Origin of the sequence: Streptococcus ovuberis (genome assembly GCF_012396585.1) — a bacterium.
Classification (GTDB): Bacteria; Bacillota; Bacilli; order Lactobacillales; family Streptococcaceae; genus Streptococcus; species Streptococcus ovuberis.
In genome coordinates, this window is record NZ_JAAXPR010000019.1 from 25,503 (window position 1) to 45,567 (window position 20,065).

At 42.8% G+C, this 20,065-nt stretch carries 17 protein-coding genes and 1 tRNA gene; all 18 read right to left on the minus strand.

The annotated features are described in order from the left end of the window. Positions 1-118 precede the first annotated feature (118 nt). The 18 genes from HF992_RS09190 to HF992_RS09275 all read right to left on the minus strand — a co-directional run bounded on the left by HF992_RS09190 (position 119) and on the right by HF992_RS09275 (position 19,809). Positions 119-328, minus strand: a complete 210-nt coding sequence (locus HF992_RS09190; protein ID WP_168549738.1) for a capsule biosynthesis transcriptional regulator — start codon at positions 326-328, stop codon at positions 119-121. A gap of 90 nt (positions 329-418) precedes the next feature. Further along, entirely contained in the window at positions 419-1,315 is an 897-nt protein-coding gene (locus tag HF992_RS09195) for an SPFH domain-containing protein (protein WP_168549739.1), read from the minus strand. Between the two features lie 126 nt (positions 1,316-1,441). Continuing rightward, the gene (locus HF992_RS09200) at positions 1,442-3,829 is read right to left on the minus strand and encodes an LPXTG cell wall anchor domain-containing protein (RefSeq protein WP_168549740.1); all 2,388 of its coding nucleotides are present in this window, start codon (positions 3,827-3,829) and stop codon (positions 1,442-1,444) included. A gap of 131 nt (positions 3,830-3,960) precedes the next feature. Next, positions 3,961-5,010, minus strand: coding sequence for an LLM class flavin-dependent oxidoreductase (locus HF992_RS09205; RefSeq protein WP_168549741.1), 1,050 nt, complete (start codon positions 5,008-5,010; stop codon positions 3,961-3,963). Between the two features lie 110 nt (positions 5,011-5,120). After that, positions 5,121-6,371 carry a threonine ammonia-lyase IlvA gene (gene ilvA, locus HF992_RS09210; protein ID WP_168549742.1) on the minus strand — a complete coding sequence of 417 codons (1,251 nt, stop codon included), beginning with the start codon at positions 6,369-6,371 and terminating at the stop codon, positions 5,121-5,123. A gap of 263 nt (positions 6,372-6,634) precedes the next feature. Beyond that, the gene (locus HF992_RS09215; protein WP_168549743.1) at positions 6,635-7,876 is read right to left on the minus strand and encodes an Ig-like domain-containing protein; all 1,242 of its coding nucleotides are present in this window, start codon (positions 7,874-7,876) and stop codon (positions 6,635-6,637) included. Positions 7,877-8,120: 244 nt separating this feature from the next. Further along, complete coding sequence (gene ilvC, locus HF992_RS09220; protein WP_168549744.1) at positions 8,121-9,143, minus strand: ketol-acid reductoisomerase; 1,023 nt, start codon at positions 9,141-9,143, stop codon at positions 8,121-8,123. A gap of 51 nt (positions 9,144-9,194) precedes the next feature. Further along, a complete protein-coding gene (gene ilvN, locus HF992_RS09225; protein WP_168549745.1) occupies positions 9,195-9,671 on the minus strand; it encodes an acetolactate synthase small subunit in 477 nt (158 codons plus the stop codon). Beyond that, a complete protein-coding gene (locus HF992_RS09230) occupies positions 9,664-11,364 on the minus strand; it encodes an acetolactate synthase large subunit (protein ID WP_168549746.1) in 1,701 nt (566 codons plus the stop codon). Before HF992_RS09230 ends, ilvN begins: the two co-directional genes overlap by 8 nt. A 135-nt stretch (positions 11,365-11,499) precedes the next feature. Then, positions 11,500-13,158 carry a DAK2 domain-containing protein gene (locus HF992_RS09235; protein WP_168549747.1) on the minus strand — a complete coding sequence of 553 codons (1,659 nt, stop codon included), beginning with the start codon at positions 13,156-13,158 and terminating at the stop codon, positions 11,500-11,502. A gap of 2 nt (positions 13,159-13,160) precedes the next feature. Next, on the minus strand, positions 13,161-13,526 hold the full coding sequence (locus HF992_RS09240) for an Asp23/Gls24 family envelope stress response protein (protein WP_168549748.1): 366 nt from the start codon (positions 13,524-13,526) through the stop codon (positions 13,161-13,163). Between the two features lie 174 nt (positions 13,527-13,700). After that, the gene (gene rpmB, locus HF992_RS09245; protein ID WP_018164578.1) at positions 13,701-13,889 is read right to left on the minus strand and encodes a 50S ribosomal protein L28; all 189 of its coding nucleotides are present in this window, start codon (positions 13,887-13,889) and stop codon (positions 13,701-13,703) included. A 475-nt stretch (positions 13,890-14,364) separates the two neighbouring features. Further along, a complete protein-coding gene (locus tag HF992_RS09250; protein ID WP_168549749.1) occupies positions 14,365-15,246 on the minus strand; it encodes a class II fructose-bisphosphate aldolase in 882 nt (293 codons plus the stop codon). 158 nt (positions 15,247-15,404) lie between these two features. Continuing rightward, positions 15,405-16,370, minus strand: a complete 966-nt coding sequence (locus HF992_RS09255) for a siderophore ABC transporter substrate-binding protein (protein ID WP_168549754.1) — start codon at positions 16,368-16,370, stop codon at positions 15,405-15,407. Positions 16,371-16,391: 21 nt separating this feature from the next. Further along, positions 16,392-17,141 carry an iron ABC transporter ATP-binding protein gene (locus HF992_RS09260; RefSeq protein ID WP_168549750.1) on the minus strand — a complete coding sequence of 250 codons (750 nt, stop codon included), beginning with the start codon at positions 17,139-17,141 and terminating at the stop codon, positions 16,392-16,394. Then, complete coding sequence (locus tag HF992_RS09265; protein ID WP_168549751.1) at positions 17,141-18,106, minus strand: iron chelate uptake ABC transporter family permease subunit; 966 nt, start codon at positions 18,104-18,106, stop codon at positions 17,141-17,143. Before HF992_RS09265 ends, HF992_RS09260 begins: the two co-directional genes overlap by 1 nt. Further along, the gene (locus tag HF992_RS09270; protein WP_168549755.1) at positions 18,099-19,058 is read right to left on the minus strand and encodes an iron chelate uptake ABC transporter family permease subunit; all 960 of its coding nucleotides are present in this window, start codon (positions 19,056-19,058) and stop codon (positions 18,099-18,101) included. Before HF992_RS09270 ends, HF992_RS09265 begins: the two co-directional genes overlap by 8 nt. Before the next feature lie 665 nt (positions 19,059-19,723). Beyond that, positions 19,724-19,809: transfer RNA gene (locus tag HF992_RS09275), tRNA-Leu, on the minus strand. Positions 19,810-20,065 lie beyond the last annotated feature (256 nt).

Genomic DNA, 20,065 nt, shown 5'->3' on the forward strand with positions numbered 1-20,065 from the left:
CAAGTGCCGAAAACGAACTGGGGATAGTTCTTTTTCAGCCTGAACCTGAAAAATGAAAAAGGGAGAGGAAATCGCTCCCCTTTGGGTTAACGATTTTTCTCCCACTCCCATTGATCTGTTAGTCATCATATTTTTCATGATTTTTATCATAAAAATCAATCAAACCTAAAGCTGTTGCAAATGAAATATTGTCAATTTTTGCACGCCCTTGAGCCAATGCGATAATAGACATCTCGCGCGCGTTCGTTTCTTTACTGATACGGTAGCCAGTCAATTTCTTCTCACGCACCCAGTTGACAACTGCTTCGACTTTTTCATAGTTAGTCACTTTTGAGAACCTCCTTTTTTTGAATTTCCTAATTATGTATTATAGCATATAAAATTGGACGAATCAATCACTTCTCTCCATTTTTTAAGTCTACTTAACTTTTAAAGCGGATAAAATTTGTGTCCTGATATCATCGATCGCTTGTGGACTATTTGGCAAAAAGATGGCTTGATTGCCTTTTTCAGCAAACTGATTAAGCGTATCTAAATATTGGTTGGTCAAGAGAATGGACATGATCTGCTCCTCATCCAAGGAAATATTGGCATCGCGCAATTCCTGAATGGAATCGGCTAGCCCATCCACAATCGCCTTACGTTGTTCCGCAATACCAACCCCATGAAGACGGTCCTTTTCAGCTTCGGCTTCAGCTGCCGTCACGATTTTGATCTTGTCAGCATTGGCAAGTTCTTGAGCAGCCACCCTCTTTCGCTGAGCGGCATTGATTTCATTCATGGACTGCTTAACCTCGCTGTCCGGATCAACACGAGTAATCAGCGTTTTAACAATGATATACCCATAGGTAGACATCTCCTCAGCTACCTGCCGCTGAACCTCAAGGGCGATTTCGTCCTTCTTCTCAAACAGTTCATCCAAGGTCAGTTTCGGAACCGATGACCGCAGTGCGTCTTCAATATAAGACTTAATCTGCTCTTCTGGCCGCATCAGCTTATAATAAGCATCAGTGACATTTTGCTCATCCACTCGATACTGAGTAGCGACATTCATTGTCACAAAGACATTATCGTTGGTCTTTGTTTCTACAATCATATCATTCTGCAAAACCCGTAATTGGATACGAGCTGCAATGCGATCAATCCCAAATGGGAACTTGAACTGAATACCAGCCGTTGCCGTTCGTTGGTATTTCCCAAACCGTTCAACAATGGCCACCGTCTGCTGCTTAACGACATATAAACAGGATGCCAGAACTAATAACAGAATAGCCACTAGGGTCACAAAAATCGTTAAACCAATGAAACTTTCCATCTCATAACCTCCTTATTGATAGTCTCTATAGTAGAGTATAACAAACCAGTAAAAAAATGTAAAGCAATACAGCAAAGACGACTATCATTAAGCAGCTAAATGTTGGCTTGCAATCTGCTTCCTAGTTTAGTCTTCATTCTCCTTTTTTCTAAACGCCCCAAATAAGCCGACAACTAACGTAAGCAATCCAACCTGCCCTAACGTTCCCTGAACCGCATCACCGGTTTGCGGGAGTTGTTTTTTGGCCATTTCTGGCGATTTTTGAGGAGTCATTGCTGGTTTAGAAGAGGCTTTCCCAGCAGATAGCATTCCTTTGCGGTAGGTTGGGAAGGAAATGTCAGGAGATTTTTGGTCACCTTTATCCGATTCACTCTTCTTCATCATTTCATCTTGTTTTTTCTCAGGAGATGATGGCAGAGGTGAGCCGTTTGGTTTCAGCACTTTAGACTGAGGAACACTCGGTTGCATTTCCTTCTTCGGTTCAGAAGGGAGATTCTTTTTCTTCTCTGGAAGACTTGGAGTGTCTGTTTCGGAAGGAGCTTTTTCTTGCTTCTCTGGAAGGCTTGGAGTATCTGTTTCGGAAGGGGCTTTTTCTGCTTTCTCTGGAACAGCTGGTTGTGTCCGTTCTGTCGGCACACTCTCTTGCTTCTCTGGGAGACTTGGAGTTTTTGGCTCAGATGGAACTGGTGTGTTTTCCGTCTTTGGTGTTGGAACCATACCGTTCTGCAAGGCTTCTATTTTCTTGAGTAGCTTTTGCTCTGTTTCGACTAACGTCGCTTGTTCTTGTTGCAAACGATTCACTTCTTGATTAGCATCTTCAAGACGCTTCCTCAAGGAAGCCAATTCTTGCTCAAGTCCGGCCTTGTCCTCTCTCAATTGTTGATTATCCGCTTGAGCGTTTTGAAGTTCCTTGGTAATAGCTTCCAATTCTTCTGTCTTTTCAGCTAAAGTTTTCTCAGCAGCTTCTTTTTCTGCTTGCAAGTCTTCTTGAGCTTTCTTAACTTCAGCCACTTTATTGGCAAGCTCTTCTTGTAGTCGAGTCAATTGTTGATCTTGTTCTTGGACTTTTTGCTGAAGGGTCCCCTTCTCCGTTTCAAAATCTTTTCGTTGTGCTTCTAATGTTGCTAGTCGACCCTTGAGTTGTTCAAGCTCAGTGTTAGGTGCAGGGACTTGAGGGTTTTCGTCAGGAACGACTTTATTTTCCAGCTCTTTTTGTAGGGCATCAACCTTTTCCTGAAGACGCGCTTTTTCAGCGTTCAAAGCATTTTCTTTGTCTTGCAACTCTGTCAACCGTTGTTGGTTATCAGTTACTTCTTGCTCCAGGCGAGTCTTGTCTTGTCTAAGCGTTTCTGCTTGGTTTTGAGACGCTTCCAACTGTTTAGTAACTTCTGCTACTTTTTCTTGTAGCTCTTGACGCTCTTGTTCAAGCCTTTCTTTATCAGCTTTCAGTTGGATATTATCAAGACGCTCGTTACCATTTGGAGCTTTCCTAAGCGCCTCTTCTAATTCAGAAATCCTAGCAGTTAGCGTCTCTTTTTCTTTCTCAAGCTTAGCTTTCTCGCGGTCCAAGATTTCTATCTTATATTTTTGAGCGTTCTTTTCAGCCTCGATGTTTTCTTTTTCTTTTTTAAGCGCTTCAGCTTCCTTCCGAGCTTCCTCTCTCTGTTCTTGTAAGCTTTGTCTATCTTGTTCAGAGTTTTTTAGCTTCTGTTCTAATTTCTGATTTTGAGATTCCAAGTCGCTGTTGTTATGCTCTAGAACTTTCTTTTCTTTTTGCAAGCTATCGTTATCGGCCAATACTTTTTCCTGTTCTGCTTGCTGCTTTTTCAGTTCTTGCATCAAGTTTTCTTTGTCTTTCTTAGCACTTTCCAACTGCTTCTGAACTTCGTCTAGTTTTTCGTTAAGTTCCTGTTTTGCACGTTCTGATTCTTGGGAAGCCTTCGAATCGTTTTGTTGCTTTAATTTTTCATTTTCCTTGGAAAGTTCATCAAATTGCTGAAAAATTCGCTGATTATGTTCAGACTGTTCTCGCAACTCTTTTTTCAGGCTCTCAATCTGTTGTTCTTTTTCAGCAATCTGTTGTTCTTTTTCAATAAGCTCTTTTTCTAATTCAGACTTCTCTTTAGGTTGCTTGTCTGATTGTTTCTTCAACACCTCAGGAAAACGTGTACCGATTTCTTCTAAGAAAAGTTGTTTTAGCCGATTAACAGCATCAGTTTCTGTATTAACTAAAATAGAAAGAACCGTTGTATTATTGTAATAATGAACCAAGGTTTCAGGCAACAAGTCTTTCAACACCGGCTTAACATCATCAGGTTTAAAATCCTTCCCATCCTTAAGAGCCGCAATCAATTTCTTTACATTAGGGTCTTTTGAAATAACTTCGTTTGCAGCTTTTGTTGTCTCAGCGTCAACCTGAGCCAAGACCACTCCTGTCTGGCCAACCGCCATCCCAGACAAGAGCGCAGCTGTTAGTGCAACTCTACATAATTTTCTCAGTTTGCGTGATTCCATAGAAAAAAACCTTCCTTCGCTATTTGATAGCTATATTATAGTTTATTATTCTATTAGGTATCTCGGTATAATCTGTTTTTTATCTACTTTTTTGAACTTTATTATTTTAAAGTCCAAAAAGACTGATTATTTCAACCTCTTGCAAAATGAGCTTTCACCTTCGGTGCGACCTCTTCACCATAAATACGGATAGCTTTCAGCGTTTCCTCGTGTGGCATTGAGCCAATAGGCAGGTGGAGCATGAAACGGTCTAGGTCGAGGTTCTCGATCAGGCGAATTATCTTGTTAGCCACCGTTTCAGCATTCCCTACAAACATAGCGCCATCTGGGCCAATGGCTTGTAAGTAATAATCATGGGTCATCGGCCGCCAATACGAACGTGTTTTTCCGATGCCATCTGACATGGCCTTGGTTGGATAATAGTAATCGGCTACAGCCTTCTCATCCGTCTCAGCCAACCAGCCCCACGAATGAGCTCCAACCTTGAGACGGTCTGGCTGATAGCCTGAGCGACGGCCAATTTCACGGTAGGCTTGAATGAGTTGACGAAAAGCTAGAGGATTGCCACCGATAATCGCATAGGCAATCGGCAACCCCTTCTCCGCAATTTTCACAGTCGAGTCCAAATTGCCTCCAGTCGCTACCCAAATCGGAAAATCCTCCTGCACTGCTCTTGGAACAACAGGTTTGTCCACAACAGTCTGTGTGTGCTTGCCTGACCAAGTGAGGTTGGTCTGTTTCTTAATTTCTAGTAGCATGTCTAACTTCTCATCAAACAGTTCTTCATAATCCTTCAAGTCATAGCCAAATAGCGGAAAACTTTCCGTAAACGAGCCACGCCCTGCCATAATTTCTGCTCTGCCATTTGAAAGAGCATCAATGGTCGCATACTGCTGGTAGAGGCGAACCGGATCCATCGAAGACAGGACACTGACAGCTGAGCTAAGACGAATCTGCTTTGTATTGACCGCCCCAGCTGCCAGGACAATCTCTGGAGCAGATACGGCAAAGTCTTCCCGATGGTGCTCTCCAATCCCATAAAAATCAAGACCAACTTGGTCTGCCAACTCAATTTCTTCAACCAAATCTCGTAAACGCTGTGCATGACTGATGGCTTGACCTGTACTTTCTAGTTCAGTTGTATCTCCAAAAGTTGAGATGCCTAATTCGATTTGTTTCATTTTTATGACCTCCATTTTTCTCTATATTATCTCTAATTAGTGATATTCGCAAGAAAAATGCTTATCAAAAAAGCCCCCAGGAAATGTCGGACCATAAAGGGGCGCTATTTTTAAACTAAAAGCCCATACAAGGTCTCATTGCCTTGAAGGTTGATAAAGTGAGGATCAAAAGAAGTTAAACGCTCAATAAAGGCGTCGTAATCTCCCTTGTCACCAAGAGCAATGCCAATCAGAACCGGTCCCTTGCCACGGCTAGCCCGCTTGATGTACTCAAATCGGGTGATGTCGTCATGCTCACCCAGGATATTGTTGACAAATTCCCGCAAGGCCCCTGGACGCTGAGGGAAATTAACCACAAAGTAATGCTTAATCCCGTCATAAATCAGGGCACGTTCTTCCATTTCAGGCATACGGTTAATATCGTTGTTCCCCCCTGAAATCACACAACAAATGGTTTTTCCCTTGATTTGTTCGCGTAGTAGTTCCAAAGCAGCAATTGTTGCTGCTCCAGCAGGCTCTGCCACAATCCCTTGTTTGGAATAAAGGTCAATCACCGTCTCAGAGATCAAGCCCTCATCTACTGCGATCAGTTGGTCAACATAGCGTCTAGCCACCTGATACGTCGACTGACCGACTTGCTGAACCGCAATCCCGTCTGCAAATTTGTCGATTTGCTCTAACTTAACAGGCCGACCAGCTGCAAAGGCAGCCGCCATCGAGGCCGCTCCGCTGGCTTCGACACCGACAATCCTTATCTCTGGAGCCCTTTCTTTCAAATAGGCCGACATACCAGAAATCAAGCCACCACCTCCGACAGGAATAAAAATGTGATCAAAGGAGATGCCTTCATCTTCAGCCACCGCTACAATCTCATAAGCAACAGTCCCTTGACCAGCCTGCACCTGCGCATCATCAAAAGGATCAATAAAGGTCATTCCTTTCTCCCTTGCATAGGCTAGGGCCGCTTGGGCAGACTCATCGAAGGTATCCCCTACTAAACGGATCCTAACAGCTTCTCCTCCAAAAAATTGAACCTGGTTTACCTTTTGTTGCGGCGTTGGAACCGGCATAAAAATAGTAGCCGGTATCCCCATCTCATGGCAGGTATAAGCAACACCTTGTGCATGGTTTCCCGCAGACGCACAGACTACTCCTAGAGCCTTTTGTTCATCAGATAATTGGCTAATGGCATAGTAAGCCCCTCGCAATTTGAAAGAACGAACTTTTTGGGCATTTTCGCGTTTTAAGTAAATAGCCGCACCATATTTCTCCGACAAGTAGCGGTCATAGTCTAGAGGTGTTTCAAGAACCACATCCTTGAGCACTTGGTGAGCTTTTATCACGTCACTGGCTGCTAACATACATTCTCCTCATTCCCATAATATCCCTTATTATAACAGAAAAATCAGAATTTTTCATCTATTATTTAAACCCAAGGATTAAAATCCTTACATCACTCTTTCACTTGAATAATGGCATTTAAAAAAGATTTATGCAAGAGAGGCACAACGCCAAGTTACTGTTTACACTATCTAAGCTATTTTTTAAGAGGGAAATGCTGGCGCTTTCCATTTTCAATAAAAAGAAGGAGGACCCATTGCCCTCCTAAATTCAAGCTAACCTACTACTTACTGATCATATGGTAGGATAAAATAGGGTTTTCCTGAGTAAAATCTTCCTTATGAATCAAATACTCTCTCTTTTGCACTTCTCCATCTATTGTTACTGTTTGACGAATCGTATAAGCCGCTTTTGGTAAATCTCTAAAAATCAAGTGGCCGTCTTTATCCATAGAACCAGAAGAAACAAATTCGCCCGTATCTGTTTTAAAGAGTTGAACAAAGCCTCCAACCACTGGTAGTCCTTGCTCGTCTTGAGCTTGAATGTGTAATCCATAAATCGATTGTTGAGCATAACCACCCGCTTTCTGGTAGTTATAACCCCCATTAACCACTTCACTCTCATACCCAGCTCTATCCAGACGAACTTTATTTTCTAAGCGTTGCCCCAAATTAGGTAGGGCAGTCAATTCGGTTTTGTATACAATTCTGATGCCTTCTTCTGGCAATACATCACCTAAAGATAGTTCATAGGATTGAGGACTGGATAGCAAAGAAACGTGGTCTGTAATATCTACTGAATCCAATAAGACCCATTCGTTGTTCTGCCAAACCCACCTCCCCTTGTATACCTTAAAGCTATCTAAAAGGTAAACCATTTTTTGATGTTGTAAACTTTCAGAGACGACAACATTCTCCATAGACTCCTTAATCCGATTGAGGGATACCACATGAGTTGCTTCGTTGAGATTCAGATCTTCTTGCCAGGCAGACTTGTTTATACGCGTCACCACCTGTTCCTCCTTGCCAGCAAAATTCAATTCTCCTGCAGGTACCCTTTGTCCATTAACCGTAAAATCAACTGGAATCATGTCGGGAAGTTCCTGACGATGGTCCACTTGGGCGTAGAAGAAAAATGTTCCCTTAGCTTTTGGACGACTGAGCACTTGATCTGTATAAGTCAGGGTCAAGGTCTTGGTCCCAGGATTCATCCGAGCTTTACCGATGATAGCCCCTTCTTCGTCCTGAACATCAAAAGCCGCCAAGTTCCCAAACTTCAACTCTGAAGGCAGCGTGATTTCAAGCTTATCTCCACCCCGAGCTATAGTCTCAGGGATAAAAAAATCAACGTTGACACGAAAGAGTTCCCACTGCTCCACAGAATCAAGGGGATCCTCTCCTTGCGCATGACTCAAATACAAGCGTTCAATCACAACTTCCGTATCCTGAGAATTGGCAGTAGCCCGATTGGAATCCAGTCCTAACAAAGCAGATAGGGTCAGAAACAGAACAACTATTTTCTTCATTTGATTATCCTCCTTAAGCTATTCAGCTAATACTAGCTAATCAAAGTTTTATATCAGCTATAAGCGGATTTAGTGTCAATAGATTAAAGAATTGAAGTATCATACCTAATCCTATCCTCACCTCTGTAACATCTTGAATAAGCAATCCTTACTGAAGAAATATCAAAAAGGAGAGGATCCGCTTGATCCTCTCCAGAGGTTACTTTTCAATCCCCCAGTAAAGTTAGCAAAAACTTTTCTTAGCTTAGTTATAAATCTTGAAGTTATCATCATCGTTGCGACTGACAAACGGCATCGCCTTACGAAGGTCTGCCCCAACTTTTTCAATCTCAAGATCCGCTGCTGCATCACGATAGGCCTGAAGTTTGGGACGACCAGCCTTATAATCGTTGACAAAGTCATTGGCAAACTTACCAGATTGGATGTCAGCGAGAACTGCTTTCATATTTTCTTTGACCTGATCTGTGATCACACGTGGACCAGAAACGTAGTCTCCGAACTCAGCTGTGTTTGAAATAGATTGGCGCATCTTCTTGAAACCACCTTCATAAATTAAGTCAACAATCAACTTCATCTCGTGGAGAGTCTCAAAATAAGCCAATTCTGGCGCATAACCAGCTTCTGTCAACACTTCAAAACCAGCTTGAATCAAGGCTGTCAAACCACCGCAGAGAACCGCTTGCTCACCAAACAAGTCTTCCTCTGTTTCTTCTTTAAAGGTTGTTTCAAGGAGGCCAACACGGGCAGAACCGACACCCTTAGCCCAATCCATGGCAATATTTTTGGCATTCCCTGTCGCATCTTGGTAAACCGCATAAAGTGCTGGAACCCCGAAACCTTCTTCATAAGTCCGGCGAACCAAGTGACCAGGCCCTTTTGGTGCTACCATGAAAACATCTACATCCGCTGGCGCCTTGATGAATTCAAAGTGGATGTTAAACCCATGAGCAAAGCCCAAAGCATTGCCGGCCTCCAAATTTGGTTCAATTTCTTCTTTATAAGTATCTGCTTGGATTTCATCTGGCGCTAAGATCATAATAACATCTGCCAATTTAGTGGCTTCTGCGACAGAATAAGCCTCAAAGCCATCTTCTTTTGCTTTATCGAATGACTTACCTGCACGCACACCGATGATGACGTCATTGCCTGAGTCACGCAAGTTTTGCGCATGAGCATGACCTTGTGAGCCGTATCCGATAACTGCAATCTTTTTACCTTGAAGAGCTGCGACTTGAACATCTTTTTCGTATTGCATTTGAACTGCCATTTTATTTCTCTTTTCTTTTTTGATAGATAATGCTTTTTAAGCCTGTGCTGGCTAATCTCTCGTAAAGCCTGTCACCCCTGTCCGAGCAACATTCTTGATTCCATAGGGGGTAATCACCCTGAGTAGAGCTTCTATTTTTTCAGAGCCACCCGTCATCTGAATCGTGATTGACTTAGGAGCTACATCTACTACCGAGGCCCTAAAAGGTTGAATAATAGCCAAAATTTCTGCACGTTTGACAGGAGGTGCCGAAATCTTAACAAGAATCACCTCTCTCTCCAAATGCGGGAGATCCGTGATATCTCTGACTCGAACAACATCAATCAAGCGATTTAATTGCTTAATGATTTGTTCTACTTCGTCTAAGGTTGCTACATCAATAATGAGCGTTACCCGAGAAATGGATTTATCTTCTGTATGACCAACCGAAATCGATTCGATATTGACCTGACGACGAGAAAGCACACCGGTAAAGCGATTGAGAACACCTGTTGAGTTACGGAGTTTTGCTGTTAACATTCTACGCATTGAATTCCACCCCCAACATTTCAAAATTACTCTTGCCACTTGGGACCATCGGATAAACCCGCTCACGGTTTGAAATCGAGATTTCTACCAACATGGGAACATCCTCCATAAGTACCTCTAGATCCTTGACAATAGTCTCTGGATTAGTGAAGCGATGAGCCTTGACACCATAGGCCTGGGCTAGGAGCTGAAAATTAGGTTCTGCGTCAAAGGTCGACTCACTTCGGCGCTCATTATAGAAGGATTCTTGCCACTGGCGAACCATTCCTAAGGAGTGATTGTTCAATAAGATAATTTTTATTGGCAAACCATAGCCATTTAAAATGGCCATTTCTTGGTTGGTCATCTGGAAGCCCCCATCACCAACAAAAAGAATCACTTCCTTATCAGGATTAGCTAATTTAGCTCCGATGGCTGCTGGAATCCCAAATCCCATCGTCCCAAGCCCACCCGATGTCACAAGCTGACGGCCGTGTTTATAGGGATAATATTGGGCCGCCCACATCTGATGTTGACCAACATCCGTTACTACAATCGCTTCTCCCTTGGTCAATTGACCAATCACCTCAATAACTTCCTGAGGCTGAATGAAGTCTGAAGACCTATGATACGGCTTCACGCGATTCTTGTTAAAGGTCACTTGCTTGATCCAAGCAGACGTGTCGACCTCAACTGTTTCTAGTTTCAGCAACCCCTCAAGCGCCTTCTTAGCATCACCCACAATAGGGATGTCTGCCCGAATGATTTTAGAAATCTCTGCCGGATCAATATCAATGTGCGCCACGAAAGCATCCTTGGCAAAGGTGGTGACATTTCCCGTCAAACGGTCATCAAATCGGGAGCCAAAATTAATCATGTAATCCGCTTCTGTTAGAGCCATGTTGGCCGCATAAGAACCATGCATCCCTCCCATGCCAAGATTCAAGGGATGATCATAAGGCATAACCCCTAAACCTAAGAGCGTGGTCACCACCGGTATCTGATAGCGTTCTGCAAAAAGGCGCAAACTATGCTCCCCACCAGCATAAGCGACACCTCCACCAGCTAAAATGACAGGTCTTTTAGCAGAAGGAAGCTGCTCCAGCAATCGTTTCAGTTGTAGGCCATTGGGCTCAACCGTTGGCTGGTAACTCGGTAAATCAAGAGTTGGATTCGTGACTTCCGTAACTTCCCGCTCCTGTATATCCTTTGGAATATCAATAACAACCGGCCCAGGCCGTCCTGTCGTTGCAATATGAATCGCCTCTGTAATCACCCTAGGGATATCTTCTGTATGGCGAATTTGATAATTGTACTTGGTGATTGGCATCGTCAAACCGACAATATCCGCCTCTTGGAAAGCATCTTTGCCAATGCCTGGCGTTGCGACCTGACCAGTAAAGACAAGCAAGGGGACACTATCTCCCATAGCGTCTGCAATTCCTGTGATCGCATTGGTTGCGCCAGGACCAGAAGTGACTAGAGCGACCCCAATTTTTCCAGTTGATTTGGCATAACCTTCTGCCTCATGGAGAGAACCTTGTTCGTGCCTTGACAAGACGTGTTGAATGCCCTCAAATTGATAAATTGCATCATACAGTGGTAAAACAGCACCACCTGGATAACCGAAAATCGTATCAACACCCAGCGCTTGTAAGGTTTCAAGAACTAATTGCGAACCTTTCTTAGGCTCATCAAGCTTATATTTCGCCATATTCCCTCCTTTTCACTATTATCTAAACATTCTAAAACTTTCTTAATATGATATCATCTTTTCGAAAAAATGCAACTATTTTTTACCATTTTATAAGAAAAACTCCTCGCCCAATACAGGAGAGGAGTCTTTAAACTATTCGACACTAAATAAATAAGGGTAAACCGGCTGATCACCTTGATAGATTTCCACTTCTAAATCTTCAAATTTCTCTTGCAAGTGAGCCGCCAAATCGTGAACAAGTTCCTGATCCGCTCCCTCACCCAGATAAATAGTCACAATCTCACTATCTTCGTCTAACATGTGATCAAACGTGTCTGATAATGCCTTAGCTATATCTGGCTCGGATACAACAATCTTACCGTCTACCATTCCAAGATGATCATTTTCATGAATTTCAAGGCCATCAATAGTGGTATCGCGCACAGCAGTTGTAATGCTACCACTAACCACCTGCTTCAAAGCTTGCGTCATGGCTTCAAAGTTAGCTTCAAGGGTCTTACTCGCATCAAAAGCCAAAAGACTCGTTAGCCCTTGCGGAATTGTCCGAGACGCCACAACGACAGTCGGTTGCTCTGCAACTTCTGCAGCTGCTTCGGCTGCCATCTGGATATTCTTGTTATTCGGCAAAAGAATAATGTTCTTCGCATTTACTTCTTCAATCGCTTTGACAATATCCTCTGTCGATGGATTCATGGTCTGCCCACCGGAAATAACATAATCAACACCTTGAGCAGTAAAGATATCAGCCAGACCTTGTCCTGCTGAAACAGCAATAATGCCAAATTCTTTTTGAGGCCCAGCCGGAGTCGCCACACGCTCTACTTGAGCTTCATGCTGCTCACGCATGTTGTCCACCTTAACCTTAACAAGGCTACCATATTTGAGCCCTTCTTGCATGACTAGTCCTGGGTCTTCTGTATGGACATGGACTTTAACGATTTCATCGTCGTTAACCACCAACAGGGAATCTCCTAATTGACTCAAATAGCCCTGAAATTCTTCGTAGTCAAATTCCTTAACATAGGTCGGTCCTTGACGCAGTGCTACCATAATTTCAGTACAGTAGCCAAAGGTAATGTCCTCTGTCGCCACATGGCCAACGACAGCCTTGTGATGCTCGGCATTAATCATCTCACTCATCACAGCTGGCGTCACTTCAAAATCTTCTGAGGCGATGTATTCTCCTGTCAAAGCTGACAAGAAACCTTCATAGATGTACACAAGACCTTGACCCCCTGAGTCAACGACACCGACTTCCTTCAAAACTGGCAAGAGGTCAGGTGTTTTCTTGAGCGCACGATTAGCACCATCAAGCGCTGCTCGCATCACTTCTACAGCATCGTCGGTTTCCTCGGCTTTTTTCAAAGCAGCAGTCGCGGCGCCACGAGAAACGGTCAAAATGGTCCCTTCTACAGGCTTCATAACCGCCTTATAAGCGACTTCGACACCATTTTGAAAAGCACGAGCCAAGTCTTTACCATCGAGTTCTTCTTTATCACGAATCGCTTGACCAAATCCACGGAATAACTGAGATGTAATCACACCTGAGTTACCACGCGCTCCCATCAACAGACCTTTTGAGAGAATTTGTCCCACCTCTCCTACTGTTGACGCAGGCTTACTAGCGACTTCCTTAGCACCATTTGTAATGGTCATTCCCATATTGGTTCCTGTATCACCATCTGGCACTGGGAAAACATTTAACGAATTAACATAGTCTGCCTGTTTGTTCAGACGCGTTGATGCTGCCTGAACCATTTCTTGAAATAAACTGGTTGTGATTTTTGACACGATTACTCTCCTACGACCTTGATATTTTGAACAAAGACATTGACTGTCTCAGCTGAAATCCCTAAATGATTTTGCAAGTGAAACTTGACACTTTCTTGAATATTCTTAGAAACCTCACTAATCTTAACACCATAGCTCATCACCGTGTAGACATCAACTGCAATACGGCCTTCTTCATCAGTCTTGATCACCACACCCTTGGCATAGTTTTCACGGCGCAACAGGGCATTAAAATTATCCTTAATAGCTGCCTTACTGGCCATCCCAACAACACCAAAAATCTCTGTTGTCGCAGAGCCAACAACAGTCGCAATGACATCATCTGTCAATTCGATTTGACCATCTTTTGTGTTAATCTTTACAGTCATTTTTACTACCTCATTTAGTCTGATACTTCATTTTACCATATTTAGGAGCAAGTGTAAAAATTAAGCCTGCAAAATATGGCCGTTACAGGCAAAGTGTTGGCTATCTCCTCATGTCTATAAACAGACTAACTCGCTAATCTCAGAACACAAAAAAACAGCCTCACGGCCGTTTTTTTAAACGCGTTCAACTTTACCAGATTTAAGCGCACGAGCTGAAGCCCAAACTTTTTTTGGTTTGCCATCAATAAGGACAGTCACTTTTTGAAGGTTTGGTTTCACTGTACGTTTGGTTTGGTTCATAGCATGCGAACGGTTGTTGCCTGATACAGTCTTACGACCTGTAAAATAACATACTTTAGCCATTTTGTATTTCCTCCTACGTAGTCTATATAAGGATGTGCTAGCACCACATACTTACACAGTATATCAGATTACCGATCATTTAGCAAGTGGGTTTTCTTAATATTTTACGAGAAAGTGCAACTCACTTAAAGAAAACGCATGCAAAAAAACAGTTGACCCTTTTCTATTTTAGAGTCTCTCCAGACCGTCTCCTTAAAGGGCTTCCCTTTAATAGGCATTCAATGTTTCATCATCCCAAACAATCCGAATTAGCGTCATCAAATAAAGCCAGACCAACACGTTATATGTACTGATAGAGCAAGTTAGCACTTGGTCAACTGCCCCCTAACATGGTAGTCTGCCTAAAAATTTGATTTCCACTGTTAGACCAATAAACCTTTGCTCGATAGCCATTCGTTTGGAGTGTCATTTAGGGTAAATCTTCTTTAAACGACAACAAAAAGAGCTTCCAGTAGGAAACCCTTTTTTAGTCTCATTACGCTTTGTTAGCTGAACCGAAAACGTCGATGCGCTCTTCTACCATACCTTGAACAGCTTTCACGCCATCTGCAAGGAATTTACGTGGATCGAAGAGTTTTTTCTTATCGTACTCAGCTTTGTTAGCAGAGTAGTCCGCTGCAAATTTAAGCGTCGCTTCTGTAAAGGCAATTTGTCCTTCAGTGTTCACGTTAACTTTAGCCACACCAAGACGGATTGCTTCTTGGATTTGCTCGTCAGGGATACCTGAACCACCGTGGAGAACGATTGGCGTGCCAGGGATGGCTTCTGTCAATTTCTTCAAGTGTTCAAGGTCAAGACCTTCCCAGTTTTCTGGGTATGGACCGTGGATGTTACCGATACCAGCTGCCAAGAAGTCAATACCAGTTTCAACCATAGCGATAGCATCTTCGATTGGAGCGAGTTCGCCCTTACCAACGATACCGTCTTCTTCACCACCGATAGTACCAACTTCAGCTTCTACTGAGATACCTTTTGCGTGAGCCAATGCAACAACTTCACGTGCTTTTTCAAGGTTTTCCTCAACCGGAAGATGTGAACCGTCAAACATGATAGACGTGTAGCCCACTTCGATACACTCAAGAGAGTCCTCATAGTGACCGTGGTCTAGGTGAATCGCAACTGGTACAGTAATATTCATAGACTCGATCAAGTTTGCAATCAGGTTGCGAGCAACCTTGTAACCACCCATATATTTTGCCGCACCCATAGAAGTTTGGATAAGGATTGGCGCTTGTTTGGCTTCTGCTGCACGCAAGATAGCCTGAGTCCACTCAAGGTTGTTGGTATTAAATCCGCCGACAGCGTAGCCGTTCTCACGCGCTGCTTTGACAAATTCTGCTGCTGAAACTAATGGCATGTTATAGCCTCCTTTATTTTTTGGGGTTTTCCCATACGTATCTATTTTACCACTTTTTTTCGAAAAATGCTAGCTGAATTTTTAACTGATTGTTCAATTTTTCACAGATTTTCAGAAAAAGCGATTATGATACCTAAGGCCGAATCTTCTTTATAGGCCTACTTAGCATACTCTTTCACATCGTCCAGCATCAGTTGAGTAGATTCAAGACCTCCTCCACTGAGGTACCAGAGATCGGCTGTTAAATGGATAATCCCATTATTTTTACCGGCATTTGTCGCTTGGACCAATTCATTTCTAAGAATCGCCTCATTGCTCGAATTGTCACCGCCGATGGCCACTGTTCGATTCAAGACAAAAATCAAGTCTGGATTAATCTCACGAATGCCTTCAAAACTAATTTCTTGACCATGGCGAGACTCTTCAATCTTGGCATCCGTTGGATGGAATCCAAGAGTATGATACAAGAAGGCAAAACGCGAGTTTGCTCCGTTAATGGCCATATTTCCTTCATTTAAGACCATAGCAAGAGCTTTTTTGTCCGACTGTTGATTGAGTGCAGCTAGCTCTTGAATTTGTGTTTCCAGATTTGCCAACTGCTTATCTGCTTCTGCTACAGCTTCTTCTCCAAAGATGGTCGCTAAGCTAGCTATATTTTCTTTTACCGATTGCCAATAATTAGCATTGTCCGTTTCAAAAATAATGGTTGGTGCAATCTCTTGGAACTGTTCTAAGTATTCAGCGGTTCGACCAGAGGCGATAATCACATCTGGTTTTAAAGCTGCAATAGCTTCTAAATCCGGTTCCTTCATATTGCCGACACCAGCCCTATCTGCAAATTCTGACAGGTAAGTCGGTAGGCCTTGGGTAGGTAGACCAACTATCCTTTCTTCTTTCCCCAAGGCTCGAATAGTATCCACAGCTCCCAAATCGAAGGAGACAATTTTTTTAGGATTAACCGGGATCGTCGCATCGCCAATCCTTACTTCTGTCGTAGAAGCTTGTTTTGAAGCAGACGTATTTGTTTTGTCATCTTTAACGGATTGGTTTCCACACGCAACTAACACCAAAGCCATTACAAGTGTCACGAAAGACCACAGAGCTGTTTTTCCATATTTTTTCATCATACATTTCCTTTTCTATTTTTAATATACACAAACTTGTTTGCCATCCACCTCAACTAATGTGACCGACATATCATATAGGGCATCCAGTACCTCCTTTTTCATGACATCCCTTGTCTTCCCTTTGACAAATACTTCTCCTTCTTTAAAAGCCACGATTTCGTCTGCAAAACGACTGGCCATGTTGATATCATGGATCACCATGACAATTGTTTTGCCTAATTGATCCACTAACTGACGTAGCGTCATCATAATGGCTAAACTCTGTTTCATATCCAAATTATTTAATGGTTCATCTAAGAAAATTAGCTCCGTGTCTTGTGCTAGTACCATCGCAATGAATACACGCTGGAGTTGCCCACCAGACAAGGTATGAATATAGCGTTTGCGTTCAGCCTCTAATCCTAGATAAAGGAGAGCCTCTTGAATCTTTTCCTCATCCTTAGCCGTTAACCGATTGCCACTGTGGGGATAACGCCCAAAGCTCACCAATTCTTCAACTGTTAATTTGGTTTGAAACGAGTGGGATTGCTTCAGCAAGGATAACTCCTTAGCCAACGCATTGGTGTCCCAGCTCTCTACCTCCTGCCCCTTAATCCAGATATACCCAGAATCCTTAGCTATCAACCGACTCATTGTACTGACAAGGGTTGATTTCCCTGCCCCATTTGGTCCTATAAATGCTGTAAAACTAGCTGGAGTAATCTCTAAAGAGACTTCCTTTAGGACTTCTTCTTTTTTAAACCGTTTCGAAACCTTATCTAGCTGCATCACTGTTTCCCCTCTCTAAAAATAACCGCAAAGAAGAGAGCACCCCCTAACCATTCAATAACCATGCTACTATTAACCCGATAGCCAAACAACCGTTCCACCAAAAACTGTCCCACTAGCAAAAGCAGAAAACCCACTAAAGCAGATATAATGAACAAATAGTGATGCCGGTAGGTCTGGGAAATCTGATAGCTAATATTGGAGGCTAAAAAGCCAATATAGGTTAAGGGCCCAACTAAAGCAGTTAAAATTGCTACGATTAGCACCATTAGCCAAAGTAGCCATTTTTCCTCTCTTTGAACATCCACCCCTAGCAATACCGCGTTGTCTCTTCCAAGATGAAGAACATCCAGGACGGCAGCTTTTTTCCAGACCAATATTAAGATAAGCGCTAGAAGAACAGCCCCTAATCCTAAAATGGGGCGATTAATCCTCTGAAAACTTGGAAACAAGCGCGCCTGTAATTGGTCATATTCATTTGGATCCATCGTCACCTGTAAAAAGGTCGATAACTGTCGAAAAAGAGTCCCTAGTGACATGCAAACCAGGAGAAACCTTACCATTCCTTGCCTAGACAAAGAGCTCAATACTGGTTGCAGAAGGAGAAAAAAAACACTTTGAAGAGTAATCAATAGCAGAAAAGATAGCAAGGGATGCAAAATAGACTGTCCAAATAAGCGCCAAGAAAACCAGTAAAACATCGTCAACAAGAGAATATAGAATGACTCTAATCCAAGAACACCTGGAGTGAGAAGCCGATTCCCCGTAATGGTTTGAAAACTAATGCTACTGACCCCAATTCCCGTCGCAACTAGTAGGTAAACCAAAAGCTTTTGCCCTCTTGCCTTGACAGCATAGGCCGTCAGGGATTGGCCCAACGGTAAACAATAGAGACAAACCCCCACGATTACCAAGGCCACTAAAACGAGAAGCCGTTTTTTCAGCTGGTCCGTTTCCTCAGTCATAAGCCCCTCCCTTCCATAATAAAAGAACAAATGCCCCACTGCCAATTATTCCTAAAATCAAACTAACAGACAGCTCATATGGAGCAATGATGATACGTGCTAAGCAATCACACACTAGCACTAAGAGAGCTCCCACTAAGGCCACTAGCCCAATTGTGCGACCGAGATAATCACCGCTATACAATCTGACGACATTGGGCACAACAACCCCTAAAAAGGGAAGCGAGCCCACAGTAATTGCTGTTACGCTAGTCGTTAAGGCCACTAAAACAATAGCCAGCCATTCATATTTGCGATAATCCAGTCCCAGCACTTTACTTGAGTCTTCTCCTAGTCCCATTAAACTAAAGCTAGCTGAGAATCGCCAAGTGACGACTAAAATGATCAGATTCAAAAATAACCACTCATATTGATTGGTTTGTATCATTGAAAACGATCCCTGCAACCAAGAAGAAAAGGACTGAACCAGATTAAAATGGTAAGCCAGTATACTCGCTAAGGAGCCGATCATCCCACTATAAACGAGACCAACCAACGGCAACAGCCATCTCTCCTTTAATTGTAACCTGTTGATTAACCTTAAAAATAGCATGGTCAAAAGTAAGGAAACGACAAAAGCAAAGGCCATCTTCTGAAATAGAGTAGCTGACGGAAACACAAAAAGGCTCAACAATAAACCCAATTGGGCTGATTCAATGGTTCCAACCGTTGAAGGAGCTGCAAAATGATTTTGCATGACCGACTGCATCAAAAGCCCCGCCACTGCCATAGAAGAGCCTGCCAACAAGATACTAACCGTCCTAGGTAGGCGTGAGGCTGAGAAAACCAACCAAGTAGCCGAATCGCCTTTTAGCAATCCTTCCCATGAAAAATCTCTCGAAGCACCAAGCATCAGTGAACATCCAATTAAAATGAATAAAAGAATGCCTAGAGCCAAATGATAGTTACGAATAACTTTTCCTCCTTCCTCTACTCAATCTCTTTACAATAACCTTACCAAAAAACACCAAAAACCGCAATAGTATATTAAAATTTTCTGATATTTTAATAATACCCAACCAACCCACCCTGTTGAATACAATCTGGAGTGTCCTTAAAGTAACCATAAAAGCGACACACTTCTGACTTAGAGGAAATAGCCATCCTTCCTTCGTCAGAAGTTGTTTAACTCGCATGGCCATTTCGACATGTTTGACCAGAAACAGGCTCTACCCAGAACGTTTCACTTCATCCTACGCAGTTCGAATAGCCCAGGGATAACAGCTTGTAGTTAGCTATTTAGTAATATTTTTCTCTCATTCGTTAGAGGTTTAAAAATTGACGACATCCGCGTGTTAGGAGCTCAAGTTGCTGTGCCACTCAACCTATTCTCACTTCAGCAGCAGTCTATCAACCTTAAAGTCCCTAATGCCTGACCTGTGGAAAGTCTAGAATCGACTGCGTCGATCAGAACGATTCCCAACCACTACGCCCTGGGTAATTGGGAATACTAAAACAAAGAGCCTGGAACTTTTCTCCCGGCCTTGAGTAGTTTGTTTAATGGACACCCAAAGCTGAAAAATCCGGCTCTGGAAGCAAAGAAAAAGCAGACCTTACAGTCTGCTTTTTCTTTCTTAATGCGGAGAGTGGGACTTGAACCCACACAGCCTAAAGCGGCCACAGGATCCTTAGTCCTGCGCGTCTGCCAATTCCGCCATCCCCGCTACTAACAACAAAAACTATTTTATCAATTCTCCCTATTCTTGTCAAGAGGAAATTTCAATTTTTTCATTTTTTTCGCTAAAAGTTAGTATAGAAAGTTCTAAAATGAAGTTAGCCAGTTGAGAGTATGAAAAAACATCTCAGAGAGATATAATGTAGTTCACCACAAACACATTAAAAGGAACTCTGAGATGCAAAACCATTATACTACAAAAGGCAAACATTTGACACTAACAGAACGTCGTTTGATTGAACGAT

What these genes read in the sequence shown, in the direction of transcription:
- HF992_RS09195 (WP_168549739.1), bottom strand. Translation starts at nt 1,315, where the DNA reads ATGGAAAGTTTCATTGGTTTAACGATTTTTGTGACCCTAGTGGCTATT.
- HF992_RS09200 (WP_168549740.1), bottom strand. Translation starts at nt 3,829, where the DNA reads ATGGAATCACGCAAACTGAGAAAATTATGTAGAGTTGCACTAACAGCT.
- HF992_RS09205 (WP_168549741.1), bottom strand. Translation starts at nt 5,010, where the DNA reads ATGAAACAAATCGAATTAGGCATCTCAACTTTTGGAGATACAACTGAA.
- ilvA (WP_168549742.1), bottom strand. Translation starts at nt 6,371, where the DNA reads ATGTTAGCAGCCAGTGACGTGATAAAAGCTCACCAAGTGCTCAAGGAT.
- HF992_RS09215 (WP_168549743.1), bottom strand. Translation starts at nt 7,876, where the DNA reads ATGAAGAAAATAGTTGTTCTGTTTCTGACCCTATCTGCTTTGTTAGGA.
- ilvC (WP_168549744.1), bottom strand. Translation starts at nt 9,143, where the DNA reads ATGGCAGTTCAAATGCAATACGAAAAAGATGTTCAAGTCGCAGCTCTT.
- ilvN (WP_168549745.1), bottom strand. Translation starts at nt 9,671, where the DNA reads ATGCGTAGAATGTTAACAGCAAAACTCCGTAACTCAACAGGTGTTCTC.
- HF992_RS09230 (WP_168549746.1), bottom strand. Translation starts at nt 11,364, where the DNA reads ATGGCGAAATATAAGCTTGATGAGCCTAAGAAAGGTTCGCAATTAGTT.
- HF992_RS09240 (WP_168549748.1), bottom strand. Translation starts at nt 13,526, where the DNA reads ATGACTGTAAAGATTAACACAAAAGATGGTCAAATCGAATTGACAGAT.
- rpmB (WP_018164578.1), bottom strand. Translation starts at nt 13,889, where the DNA reads ATGGCTAAAGTATGTTATTTTACAGGTCGTAAGACTGTATCAGGCAAC.
- HF992_RS09250 (WP_168549749.1), bottom strand. Translation starts at nt 15,246, where the DNA reads ATGCCATTAGTTTCAGCAGCAGAATTTGTCAAAGCAGCGCGTGAGAAC.
- HF992_RS09255 (WP_168549754.1), bottom strand. Translation starts at nt 16,370, where the DNA reads ATGAAAAAATATGGAAAAACAGCTCTGTGGTCTTTCGTGACACTTGTA.
- HF992_RS09260 (WP_168549750.1), bottom strand. Translation starts at nt 17,141, where the DNA reads ATGCAGCTAGATAAGGTTTCGAAACGGTTTAAAAAAGAAGAAGTCCTA.
- HF992_RS09265 (WP_168549751.1), bottom strand. Translation starts at nt 18,106, where the DNA reads ATGACTGAGGAAACGGACCAGCTGAAAAAACGGCTTCTCGTTTTAGTG.